The 11,836-nt window shown below is 69.3% G+C and carries 11 protein-coding genes; 3 read left to right on the top strand and 8 right to left on the bottom strand.

Annotation, left to right across the window (positions count from 1 at the left end; translation table 11 throughout):
* Nucleotides 1-5 precede the first annotated feature (5 nt).
* The 5 genes from ppdK to AC2YHJ_RS18865 are packed head-to-tail and all read right to left on the bottom strand — an operon-like array spanning nucleotide 6 to nucleotide 6,585.
* A complete protein-coding gene (ppdK, locus tag AC2YHJ_RS18885) occupies nucleotides 6-2,678 on the bottom strand; it encodes a pyruvate, phosphate dikinase (protein WP_487397643.1) in 2,673 nt (890 codons plus the stop codon).
* Between the two features lie 13 nt (nucleotides 2,679-2,691).
* The gene (gene glyS / locus AC2YHJ_RS18880) at nucleotides 2,692-5,022 is read right to left on the bottom strand and encodes a glycine--tRNA ligase subunit beta (protein ID WP_487397642.1); all 2,331 of its coding nucleotides are present in this window, start codon (nucleotides 5,020-5,022) and stop codon (nucleotides 2,692-2,694) included.
* Entirely contained in the window at nucleotides 5,022-5,411 is a 390-nt protein-coding gene (locus AC2YHJ_RS18875; protein WP_487397641.1) for a type II toxin-antitoxin system VapC family toxin, read from the bottom strand. The genes glyS and AC2YHJ_RS18875 overlap by 1 nt, the downstream gene beginning before the upstream one ends.
* Complete coding sequence (locus tag AC2YHJ_RS18870; RefSeq protein WP_487397640.1) at nucleotides 5,408-5,659, bottom strand: type II toxin-antitoxin system VapB family antitoxin; 252 nt, start codon at nucleotides 5,657-5,659, stop codon at nucleotides 5,408-5,410. Before AC2YHJ_RS18870 ends, AC2YHJ_RS18875 begins: the two co-directional genes overlap by 4 nt.
* Before the next feature lie 59 nt (nucleotides 5,660-5,718).
* Complete coding sequence (locus AC2YHJ_RS18865) at nucleotides 5,719-6,585, bottom strand: glycine--tRNA ligase subunit alpha (protein ID WP_487397639.1); 867 nt, start codon at nucleotides 6,583-6,585, stop codon at nucleotides 5,719-5,721.
* A 139-nt stretch (nucleotides 6,586-6,724) separates the two neighbouring features.
* Here AC2YHJ_RS18865 and AC2YHJ_RS18860 point away from each other — a divergent pair, with 139 nt between their 5' ends.
* Complete coding sequence (locus AC2YHJ_RS18860) at nucleotides 6,725-7,132, top strand: ketosteroid isomerase-related protein (RefSeq protein ID WP_487397638.1); 408 nt, start codon at nucleotides 6,725-6,727, stop codon at nucleotides 7,130-7,132.
* On the opposite strand, the gene AC2YHJ_RS18855 is transcribed toward AC2YHJ_RS18860, so the two are convergent.
* From AC2YHJ_RS18855 to AC2YHJ_RS18845, 3 genes are read right to left on the bottom strand one after another with little or no spacing between them, the layout of a single operon-like run.
* Nucleotides 7,116-7,988 (bottom strand): DMT family transporter, encoded by an 873-nt coding sequence (locus AC2YHJ_RS18855; RefSeq protein ID WP_487397637.1) that lies wholly within the window; start codon nucleotides 7,986-7,988, stop codon nucleotides 7,116-7,118. The genes AC2YHJ_RS18860 and AC2YHJ_RS18855 overlap by 17 nt on opposite strands.
* Nucleotides 7,989-7,995: 7 nt before the next feature.
* A complete protein-coding gene (locus tag AC2YHJ_RS18850) occupies nucleotides 7,996-8,676 on the bottom strand; it encodes a nitroreductase (protein ID WP_487397636.1) in 681 nt (226 codons plus the stop codon).
* Nucleotides 8,673-10,010, bottom strand: coding sequence for a dihydroorotase (locus AC2YHJ_RS18845; RefSeq protein WP_487397635.1), 1,338 nt, complete (start codon nucleotides 10,008-10,010; stop codon nucleotides 8,673-8,675). Before AC2YHJ_RS18845 ends, AC2YHJ_RS18850 begins: the two co-directional genes overlap by 4 nt.
* A gap of 132 nt (nucleotides 10,011-10,142) precedes the next feature.
* On the opposite strand from AC2YHJ_RS18845, the gene AC2YHJ_RS18840 reads away from it, so the two are divergent.
* Both AC2YHJ_RS18840 and AC2YHJ_RS18835 read left to right on the top strand, forming a co-directional pair.
* A complete protein-coding gene (locus tag AC2YHJ_RS18840) occupies nucleotides 10,143-11,141 on the top strand; it encodes a patatin-like phospholipase family protein (RefSeq protein WP_487397634.1) in 999 nt (332 codons plus the stop codon).
* A 21-nt stretch (nucleotides 11,142-11,162) separates the two neighbouring features.
* The gene (locus tag AC2YHJ_RS18835; RefSeq protein WP_487397633.1) at nucleotides 11,163-11,834 is read left to right on the top strand and encodes an HAD family hydrolase; all 672 of its coding nucleotides are present in this window, start codon (nucleotides 11,163-11,165) and stop codon (nucleotides 11,832-11,834) included.
* Nucleotides 11,835-11,836 lie beyond the last annotated feature (2 nt).

The raw sequence follows: 11,836 nt of genomic DNA, 5'->3' as shown, positions 1-11,836 counted from the left end.
GCGGCTCAGGCGGTGCGGTCGCCCCCGCCGCCCGCCAGCGCTGCCTGTGCGGCCGCCAGCCGCGCCACCGGCACGCGGTAGGGCGAGCAGGAGACGTAGTCGAGCCCGACGCTCTCGCAGAAATGGATCGAGGACGGGTCGCCGCCATGCTCGCCGCAGATGCCAAGCTTGAGGTCGGACTTCACCCGTCGGCCCTTCTCGGCCGCGATCCTCACCAGCGCGCCGACGCCATCGGGATCGATCGACACGAAGGGGTCCTTCGGGAAGATGCCCTTCTCGACATAGAGCGGCAGGAACTTGCCGGCATCGTCGCGCGACAGGCCGAAGGTCGTCTGCGTCAGGTCGTTGGTGCCGAAGGAGAAGAAGTCGGCGGAATCGGCGATGGCATCGGCGGTGAGGCAGGCACGCGGCAGTTCGATCATCGTGCCGACGCTGTATTCGACATGGTAGTGCGTCTCGGCGAAGACTTCCTGCGCGATGCGGTCGATCTGCGCGCGGGTGATCTCCAGCTCGCGGCGCGTCGCCACCAGCGGGATCATGATCTCCGGATGCGGCGCCTTGTGCGTTTCCTTGCCGATCTGGCAGGCGGCCTCGAAGATCGCGCGGGCCTGCATCTCGTAGATCTCGGGGAAGGAGATGCCGAGCCGGCAACCGCGATGCCCCAGCATCGGGTTCGCTTCCGACAGATCCTGCGCACGGCGGTGCATCGCATCGACATCGGCGCCGAGCGACTTCGCCACCTCCGCGATCTCGTAGCCCGTATGCGGCAGGAATTCGTGCAGCGGCGGGTCGAGCAGGCGGATGGTGACCGGCAGCCCCGCCATGATGCGGAACAGATCGACGAAATCCTGCCGCTGGAAGGGCAGCAGGCGAGCGAGCGCGATGCGGCGGCCGGCTTCGGTCTCGGCCATGATCATCTGCCGCACGGCGCCGATGCGCTCGGGGTCGAAGAACATGTGCTCGGTGCGGCACAGGCCGATGCCCTCGGCGCCGAACTTGCGCGCGGTCTCGGCATCGAGCGGCGTCTCGGCATTGGCGCGGACCTTGAGGCGCCGCACCTGGTCCGCCCAGCCCATCAGCGTCGCGAAGTCGCCCGACAGTTGCGGTTCGACCATGGCGACGGAGCCGACGAAGACCTCACCGGTGCCGCCATCGATGGTCAGGATCTCGCCGCCGCGCACCTGCACGCCGCCGGAGGACAGCACCTGGTTGTTGTAGTCCACCGACACGCCGCCGCAGCCGGCAACGCAGGGCCGGCCCATGCCGCGGGCGACGACGGCGGCGTGGCTCGTCATGCCGCCGCGCGTGGTGAGAATCCCCTTCGCGGCGTGCATGCCGTGGATGTCCTCGGGGCTCGTCTCGATGCGCACGAGGATGACGGATTCACCCTTCTGTGCGCGCGCCTCGGCCTCGTCAGCGCTGAACACGACGATGCCCGAAGCCGCACCGGGGGAGGCCGGCAGGCCCTTCGCCAGCACCTTGCGCGGCGCCTTGGGGTCCAGCGTCGGATGCAGCAACTGGTCGAGTGCCGCGGGGTTCACGCGCTTCACGGCTTCCGCGTGGTCGATCAGGCCCTCGCGCGCCATGTCCACGGCGATCTTCAGCGACGCGGCCGCGGTGCGCTTCCCGTTGCGCGTCTGCAGCATGTAGAGCTTGTTCGACTGGACCGTGAACTCGATGTCCTGCATGTCGCGGTAGTGGCGCTCAAGCGTCTCGCGCACCTTCACCAGCTCGGCATAGGCGTTCGGCATGGCCTTTTCCATGCTGCGCTCGCCCGCCTTGGCGCGCAGCTCGGCCATGGGCTGCGGGGTGCGGATGCCGGCGACGACGTCCTCGCCCTGCGCGTTGATCAGGTATTCGCCGTAGAAGATGTTCTCGCCGGTCGAGGGATCGCGCGTGAAGCAGACGCCGGTCGCGCAATCCTCGCCCATGTTGCCGAAGACCATCGCCTGGACATTCACCGCCGTGCCCCATTCGGCCGGGATGTCGTGCAGGCGGCGATAGGTGACGGCACGCTGGTTCTGCCAGGAGGAGAATACCGCGCCGATCGCGCCCCACAGCTGTTCATGCGGGTCCTGTGGGAAGGGCTTGCCGGTCACTTCCCGCACCATCTCCTTGTAGCCATCGACGACGCGATGCCATTCGGAGGCGGTGAGCTCGGTATCCTCGATCTTGCCGGTATCGAGCTTGATATGCTCGATGATCTCCTCGAAGCGGTGGTGGTCCACGCCGAGCACGACCGAGCCGTACATCTGGATGAAGCGGCGGTAGCTGTCCCAGGCGAAGCGCGCATCGCCCGAGGCGGCGACCAGCCCTTCCACCGTCGCGTCGTTCAGGCCGAGGTTCAGCACCGTGTCCATCATGCCCGGCATCGACACCCGCGCGCCGGAGCGCACGGAGACGAGCAGTGGCTTGTGATGGTCGCCGAACTTCGTGCCGACGGCCTGTTCCACGCGCTCAAGCCCGGCCTTCACCTGCGTTTCCAGATCGCCCGGGTAGTGCTGGCCGTTCTGGTAGTACCAGGTGCAGACCTCGGTGGTGATGGTGAAGCCCGGGGGCACCGGCAGGCCGATGGAGGCCATCTCGGCGAGGTTGGCACCCTTGCCGCCGAGCAGGTTGCGCATCTCGGCGCGTCCCTCGTTGCGGCCGGCGCCGAATGAATAGACCCACTGCGTCATCGGGGGCTCCCCCTCAGGCTTCGATCTTGGAGAAATCGGCGACCGCATCCATCGTGGCGCGGAGCCGGGCGAGTAGTTTCAGGCGATTGCGGCGAAGTTCCGGCGCGGGATCGTTGACGATCACCTTGTCGAAGAAGGCATCGACCGGCGCGCGCAGGGTGGCCATGGCGTCCATCGCGCGTTCGAAATCCTCGGCCTTCAGGTCGGGTTCGATGCGCTGGGCGGCCGCCTCCAGCGCGGTGGCGAGGGCGTCTTCCTCATGCGCCTTCAGCAGGTGGCGTTCATAGCCGGCATCGAAGGTGACGCCGTCCCGCTTTTCCTCGATGCGCAGGATGTTCACGGCGCGACGATGGGCGGCGAGGAGGTTCGCGCCGGCGTCGGATTCGACGAAGTGGCGAACCGCTTCGGCACGGCGAAGCAGGCGGTTCAGGTCGTCGTCGGGGGCGGCGCCGAGGACGGCGGTGACGACGTCGTGGCGGGTGCCCTCGGCCCGGAGCTGGACGCGGAGGCGGTCGGTGAGGAAGTCCATCAGCTCATGCCCCAGGGCGGCAGGCTCTCGCACTTCCACGGCGTCGGTCGCGCGGAAGACACGGGTCAGTTCGCCCGAGGAGCCGGTCTGCGGGACAAGATAGACGGGGATGCCGTGCTCACGCAGGGCAGGGGCTTGGCCGAGTTCCATGATGCGGACCAGGATGCGTTCATTCGCGGCCAGGCCCTCGCTTTCGAGCCGCTCGGCGACCTCCAGCATCTCCTGCCTGATCTCGGCATTCGTGACGAGCGGGGCGACCTGTGCCGGCACGGCGGCCAGCCAGGGGGAGCCGCGCCATTGATCGATGTAGCCGGCCATGGCCTGCTCGAGGATACTCTCAAGGGCGAGCGGCAGCCCGTTCTCCCGCACGATGCGGATGATGCCCAGGGCCGCGCGGCGTAGCGCGAAGGGGTCACCGGAACCGGTCGGCTTCTCGCCCACGGCGAAGAAGCCAGCAAGCTGGTCCGCCTTGTCAGCAAGCGCCACGCTGACGGCGATGGGCTCCGCCGGCACCTCGTCCCCCGGTCCGAGCGGGCGGTAATGCGCGGCGATCGCCTCTGCCACGCGAGGATCCTCGCCCTGCGCCAGCGCGTAGTACCGCCCCATCACGCCCTGCAGTTCCGGGAACTCGCCCACCATGCCGGAGGCAAGATCGGCCTTGGCCAGCTTCGCCGCCCGCGCCGCCAGCACGGGGTCCGCGCCGACCTTCTCCGCGATCAGCCTCGCTAGCCGTTCAAGCCGCGCCACCCGCTGCCCCTGCGTCCCCAGCTTGGCGTGGAACACCACGCTATCCAGCTTCGGCAGGAAGGATTCCAGCGACTGCTTGCGATCCAGGTCCCAGAAGAACCGCGCATCGGACAACCGGGCGCGCAGCACGCGCTCGTTCCCCGCGACGATTGCCGCACCGCCATCGGGTGCTGCGATGTTCGCGACCAGGGCAAACCGCGGCGCGGCCGCCCCCTCCGCTGTCCGCAATGCGAAATACCGCTGGTTCACGCGCATCGTCGTGCGCATCACTTCCGGCGGCAGGTCCATGAAGGCGTCGTCGATGCGCCCGAGCAGCGGCACCGGCCATTCCACCAGGCCCGCGACTTCGCTGACCAGCCCTTCATCGGGCACCACGGACAGGCCCTCGGCCGAGGCCAGCGCTGCGATGCCCTCGCGGATTTCCCGCGCGCGCTCGGCGGCATCCAGCACGACGCGGCGCTCACGCAGCCCTTCCTGGAAATCCGTCAGCCCCCGCACCGCGAAGGCGCCCGGCGCCATGATGCGATGGCCCTCGGTCTCGTTGCCGGAAGCCAGCCCATGGCCGTCATCGTCACCCACGCGCAAATCGAAGGGCACCACCGCGCCATCCAGCACGCAGAGGATGCGCTTCAGCGGCCGCACCCAGGTCATCCCCGACGTCCCGCCCCAGCGCATCGACTTGGGCCAGGGGAAGCCGCGGATGATGGCCGGGATCGCAGCGGCGACCATAGCGTGCGCCTCGACCGTCTCGCCGGGCTTGGACAGCACCCAGAACTGGCCTTCCTGCTTCAGCGCATCCCGCGTCGCGCCATGCTTGCGCAGGAAGCCGTCCAGCGCCTGGTCGGGCGCGCCGATGCGTGGGCCGCGTTCTTCCTTGCCTTCCGTCGTCACCGCATCACGCAGCAGCACGGCAAGGCCGATCCGGCGGGGGCCGTGAAAGGTCAGCGCGGGTGCTTCGATCAGCGCGGCGCAGCGTTCGGCGAACAAGCGCGACAGGTCCTCGGCCGCGCGCGCCTGCATGCGCGCCGGGATTTCCTCGCAGAACAGTTCGAGCAGGAGTTCAGGCACTAGATGGCAGCCTTCACATCGGTTTGGGCGAAATCCTCGCCCTTGAAAAGCAGGGGCTCGCCCCGTTCCTGCGCCAGTGCGTAGGCGAAGCAGTCACCAAGATTGAGCCGCGCCCCGTGGCGGCCCTTGCCGAAGCGGCGCCAGCCATCCCGCGCGATCCGTGCCGTTTCCGCCGTGACCGGGCAGATCTCGGCGCCGACGCGCAGCAGCAGCGCGTCGATCACATCGGCCATGTCCGGGCCGCCACGACCTTCGATCACCATCGTCGCCTCGACCAGCGTGGCAGCCGAGATGCGCAGTTTCGGCGCGCCAACCATGGCGTCGAGGAAGCGATCCTCCTCCGCCTCGGCGAAGAGGACCGCGGCGATGGCCGAGGTGTCCAGGATCACTTGGGCAGGCCGCTCTCGTCATAGAGATCGGAATGGTCGCTGGTGCGCAGATGCGCCGGCGTCGCCGCCCGCACGCGCGCGCCGAGCGCCTTGATCGCCTCAATTTTGGCGCTGCGTTCCGCCTCCATCCGCCCGACCCGTTCCTCGAGCGCAGCCACGACCGCCTGGGTCTTGCTCTCACCGGTCAGGGCGACGAGGCGGGAGACGAGTTCCTCCGCGCGATCGCTCTTGATGTTCAACTGACCCATGGCACCCTCCATGGTAGAATGATGCTGGAATGTGGTAGAATGGAGCTCCGAAAGCAAGCTCACGCCGCCGTTTCCCCCGCCAGCCACGCCTCGCAGCACCCCTTCGCCAGGTTCCGCACCCGCCCGATATACGCCGCGCGTTCCGTCACGCTGATCGCGCCCCGCGCATCGAGCAGATTGAAGCGGTGCGACGCCTTGATGCACTGGTCATAGGCCGGCAGGGCGAGGCCGCGTTCCAGGAGTGCGGCGCATTCCTTCTCCGCATCCTCGAAGTGGCGGAACAGCATGCCGACATCGGCGAATTCGAAGTTGTGGGCGGAGTATTCCTTCTCGGCGCGCAGGAACACCTCGCCATACTTCACGCCGTCATCGTTGAAGGCGAGGTCGTAGACGTTCTCGACGCCCTGGATGTACATCGCCAGCCGTTCCAGCCCGTAGGTCAGTTCGGCGCTCGGCTTCTCGCAGGCGATGCCGCCGACCTGCTGGAAATAGGTGAACTGCGTCACCTCCATCCCGTCGCACCAGACCTCCCAGCCCAGGCCCCAGGCGCCGAGCGTGGGGCTTTCCCAATCGTCCTCGACGAAGCGGATGTCGTGCAGCCCGGGATCGATGCCGAGCGCACGATACGATTCGATCAGCAGCCCCTGCGGATCGGGCGGCGATGGCTTCAGGATCACCTGGTACTGGTAGTAATGCTGCAGCCGGTTCGGGTTCTCCCCATAGCGGCCGTCGGAGGGCCGGCGGGACGGCTGCACATAGGCGGCCTTCCACGGCTTCGGCCCCAGCGCCCGCAGCGTCGTCGCCGGGTGGAAGGTGCCTGCGCCGACTTCCATGTCATAGGGCTGGAGGATCACGCAGCCACGCTCCGACCAGAAGCGATGGAGGCGCAGGATGATGTCCTGGAAGCTCGGCGGCTTCTGCGGCATTGGGCGGTCCGGTGTGCGCGGGTTCTGTTGCGGTGCACCTATAGGCGCAAGGCCCCGGACCGGCAAGAAAACCACCGGCCGTGACGGGCCGCGCCGAAGCGGCTATCCCGGCCGCGCCTGGACCGCGAAGGAACCCGCCTTGGACGCCGCTGCCCTGATCCGTGCGTATCTCGATGCCTTCAACCGCGGCGACCGGGTCGCGATGCTCGGCCTGCTGGCGGACGACGTTGCCCATGACGTGAACCAGGGCGGGCGGGAGGTCGGGCGCGACGCCTTCGCCGCCTTCATGGCGCGGATGGATCGCTGCTACCGGGAACGCCTGCTGGACATCCTGGTGATGGCCGAACCCACCGGCACCCGTGCCGCGGCCGAATTCATCGTGCAGGGTGCATACCTCGCCACCGACGAAGGCCTGCCCGAGGCGAAGGGCCAGACCTATCGCCTGCCGGCCGGTGCCTTCTACGACATTCGGGATGGACGGATCGCCCGCGTGACGATGCACTACAACCTGGCGGACTGGATCGCGCAGGTCAGCGCCGCGTCGTGACGATCGCGACGCCGGCCAGCACCACCACGCCGCCGGCGACCACCTGCCAGGACGGGACCTCGCCCAGCCAGGCCGCGGCGATCAGCGTGGCGAAGACCGGCTGCAGGTAACCCACCATCGCCGCATCCGCCGCCCGTGCCCGTGTCGCGAGACCCAGGAACAGCGTCAGCGGAATGGCGGTCGCGAAGATCGCCAGCACGATCGCCAGCACCCAGACATGGCCGGGCTGCGCCAGCGCCACCGGCCCATCCACCATCAGCGCCAGCCCGCCCGCGACGATGCCCGACACCGCCTGCTGCCCGAGTGCAAGTGCCGCCGCCGGACCGCGTGGCGCCTTGCGGACCCAGATGGTGCTGATGGCATAGGACAGGGTCGCCCCCAGCAGCATCGCCACGGCGAGCGCGGTCCCCCCGCCCAGGCCGCCGGGCCCGATCACCAGCAGGATGCCCAGGAAGCCGACGCCGATTCCCACCAGCATGCGCGGCGTCGGCTTTTCCCCCGGCAGCAGCAGCCCGGCGAGCAGGGTGATCATCAGCGGCCCGGTCGCCTGGATCAGCGCGGCGGGCGCGGCCTCGATCCGCTGCAGGGCGATGGGCAGCAAGGTATTGGGCAGCACGCCGCTGAAGGTGCCGAGCACCAGCGCGCCCACCGCCACCTTGCGCGTGAAGCCGCCGAGCTGGCCGCGCATCCACAGGAACAGGAAGACCACGATCGCCGCGAGTACCCCGCGCACCCCGGCCATGGCCAACGGCGGCAGGTAGCCAGAGAGGTAGCGGATCAGCGGCAATGCCCCGCCCCACAGCGCGGCGATGGTGATCAGCCGCACCCATAGCGCCGCCCCGGTCAGCGGAGGCATGGTCCGGTCAATCCCAGCCGAGGAAGCGGCAGAATACCCGCGCCGGGGCGCGTTCGGTCACCAGCGTGTTCTCGGGCGCATCGGCGTTCGCGCGACCCAGGGCCATGCCGCAGACGACGACCTCCTCCTCCGGGATCGGCAGGTGCGCGCGGATGGTGCGGTGGTGGGATGCGAAGGCCGCCTGCGGGCAGGTGTCGAGCCCCATGCCGCGCGCCGCCACCGTCACATTCCCGAGGAACATGCCGTAGTCGAGCCAGGAGCCGATCTCGAGCCGCCGGTCGATGGTGAAGATGATGCCGACCGGCGCGCCGAAGAAGGTGAAGTTGCGCGCATGCTGGGCGCGCATCTTCTCGTTCTCCCCGCGCGCGATGCCGAGCAGGCCATAGAGGTCCCAGCCCACCTTGCGCCGGCGCGACAGGTAGGGCTCGAAGAACGCTTCGGGGTAGTAGCGGTATTCGCTTTCGCCATGCCGGCCCGCCATGTGCTCGGCGACCAGCGCGGCGGAAAGCGCGCGCATCGGTTCCCCGGTCACGACATAGCCGCGCCAGGGCTGCATGTTGGTCCCCGACGGCGCGCGGGCGGCGATGTCGAGCAGGCGCTCCACATCCTCCCGCGCCACCGGATCGGGGTGGAAGGCGCGGATGGAGCGGCGGCCGGCGATCGCCGCCGCGACCGGGTCCGTGGTCACGCCCGCGCGGTGTCCGCGAAGGACACAGGCTTGCCCTGCGGCGCGCCCTGCACCTCATCCTCGCGCATCGCGACATGGCCGCGAATAATCGTCGCCACCGGCCAGCCGGTGCAGACGGTGCCGTCGAAGGGCGTCCAGCCGGCCGGCGTGGCCAGCCAGTCGTTGCGGATCATGCGCTGGCGCTTGAGGTCCACCAGCGTGAAGTCCGCATCGTAGCCGGCCGCGAGCCGCCCCTTGTTCAGCGCGCCATAGACGCGCGCCGGGCCCGCGCACATCAGGTCCACCAGGCGGGAGATCGACAGCCGCCCATTGGTGACGTGGTCGAGCATCAGCGGCACGAGCGTCTGCACGCCCGTCAGGCCGGCCGCCGTGTTGGGCCAGGGGCGTTCCTTCGCCTCGCGCGAATGCGGCGCGTGGTCGGACCCGATGCAATCGACAGTGCCATCCGCGACGGCGGCCCAGGCCGCATCCAGGTGGCGCTGGTCGCGGATCGGCGGGTTCATCACCGCGTATCCGCCGAGGCGGTCATAGGCCTCGTCCGTCTGGGTCAGGTGGTTCAGCAGCACCTCGACCGTGCAGACATCGCGGAAGTCGCGGAGATAGGCGAGTTCCTCGGCGGTCGAGACATGCAGGATATGGGCGGGCCGGCCGGTCTTGCGGGCAATCGCCATCAGCCGCTTCGTGCCGAGCATCGCGGTTTCCACATCGCGCCAGACCATGTGGTTGCGATGCGGCATGCCCGCGGTGAACATCGGCTTGCGTTCCTGCAGCCGGTATTCATCCTCCGAGTGGTAGCAGATGCGCCGGCGGCCGGAGAGCATGACGCGCTCCAGGCTCTCATCATCCTCGACCAGCAGGTCGCCGGTGCTGCTGCCGGCGAAGACCTTGATGGCGCAGACATTGGCCTCGAGTTCCAGCGAGGCGAGTTCCGCGATGTTCTTCTTGGTGGCGCCGACGTAAAGCCCGACATCGCACCAGGCATGGCCCGCCAGGAAGGCGCGCTTCTCGTCCAGGATCTCGTGGTTCACCACCGACTTCGTGGTGTTCGGCATGTCGAACACGGCGGCGAGGCCACCCAGGATCGCCGCCTTCGTCCCGGTCTCGATGCTTTCGACCGCGGGGTCGCCGGGGTCGCGCAGATGCACATGCGGGTCGATCAGGCCGGGCAGGACGTGCAGGCCGCGGCAGTCGATGACCTGCGCGGCCTCGGCGGTGCGCAGGTCGCCCAGCGTGACGATACGCCCGTCGCGCACGCCGACATCGGCGGTCTCGACACCCCAGGGCGTCACCACATGCCCGCCACGGAGAAGGAGGTCGAAGCGTTCGGCGGTCATCGGCGGGGCTCCCTGCTGGTCGGGCGCCCTTGTCGCACCGCCGCTGGCCGCCCGGAAGTCCCGCCCTGGCCGATATGTCATCAACCCTGCCTCTTGTTGCGGTTGCCGGCCTTGCCCATGTGCCATGTTGCAATGCAGCATAATCGTGAATCGACGCCGCGCCCCTTGGCCCTGGCGCTGCAGGGCGGCGGATCCTTCGGCGCCTTCACCTGGGGCGTGCTGGACCGGATCCTGGCCGAGCCATCGATCCCGCTCGCCGCGGTCAGCGGGGCAAGCGCCGGCGCGGTCAATGCCGTGCTGCTGGCCGATGGGCTGCTGGCTGGCGGGCGGGAGGAAGCGCGGGCGCGCCTCGCACGCTTCTGGCGCCTGCTGTCGGACTGGTCGGGGATGGCGGGCCTGCCGGTGGTCGGATCGGTCCTCGCCATGGGCGAACTGCCGGGTGCGCCCTTCGGCTTCGCCCTGCCGGGGCCCGATCCGCTCAAGGAATTGCTCGGTGACCTGGTCGATTTCGCCCGGCTGCGCAAGGAATGCCCGCTGCCGCTGCTGATCGCCGCGACACGTGTGCGTGACGGGGAGGCGCGGATCTTCCGCGAAAGCGAGATCACCCTCGATGCCGTGCTCGCATCGGCCTGCCTGCCGCTGCTGCACGAGGCGGTGGTGATCGATGGCGAGCCATACTGGGATGGCGGCTACAGCGCCAATCCGCCGCTGCGGGACCTGATCGGCGCCACCACGGCCGAGGACCTGCTGCTGGTGCAGCTGACGCCGGATGAGCGCGAGGGCAGCCCGCGGCTGCGCCACGACATCCAGCGCCGCTCGCTGGAGATCGCCTTCTCCGCGCCGCTGAAGCGCGAATTGCAGGCGATCGAGGATATGCGCCGCCTGTGCGGCGAAACCCTGGCGCTGCGCCCGTCGCTGTGCCGGCAGCTCGACCGGCTGCGGCTGCACCGCCTGTCACTGTGGGACGATTTCGACGAAGCCGGCGCCAATCCGGCGAATGTATCCTGGCCCTTCCTCAGCCGCCTGGCCGAGGCGGGGCGCGCCGCGGCCGAAACCTGGCTGGCAGGCGCGCCCGGGACGGCGGAAGATGACATCGTGCCGGAGACGGACGCGGCGGCGGCGGGCGGCTGACACTCCGCGCAGGAGGGTGGGATGGCGTTGCGCAACCGGCCGAACGGCATCGTCTTCGACATGGACGGGCTGCTGTTCGACACGGAGACGCTTTACCGCGACGCCGCGCGCGAAGCGGCCGAGGGTGCCGGGCGCGACCTGCCCGACGCGGTTTTCCTCAGCCTGGTCGGTGGCACTTGGCCGGACAATCGCCTGCGGCTGCTCGCCCATTTCGGGGCGGATTTCGCGGTGGATGCCTTCGAGGCCGAATGGATGCGCCACTACGCGGCACGCGCTGCCGCCGGCCCCCCGCTGAAGCCCGGGGTACGGGAATTGCTGCTGCTACTCGATGAACTCGGCTTGCCGCGCGCCATCGCGACATCTTCGTCCCATGAGGCGGTGCGGCGGAACCTCGGCGCGCATGGCCTGGCGGGGCGCTTCGACGCGGTGGTGGCACGTGGCGACTATGCCGCGGGCAAGCCGGCGCCCGACCCCTTCCTGCGCGCGGCGGAGCGGCTGGGCGCGACACCTGGCGGGTGCCTGGCGCTCGAGGATTCGCCGCATGGGGTGCGCGCGGCGGCGGCGGCCGGCATGGCGGTGGTGATGGTTCCTGACCTGCTGCCGGCGGGCGAGGCGGAGCGCCGCCTCTGCGCCTTCGTCGCGAGCGACCTGCATGAGGTGGCGCAGGCCATCCGCACCGCCGTCACGCGCTGAGT

Source organism: Roseomonas sp. SRI_022 (assembly GCF_057586215.1).
Note: the sequence above shows the minus strand (reverse complement) of the source record. Positions and strands in the feature narration are given on the sequence as shown.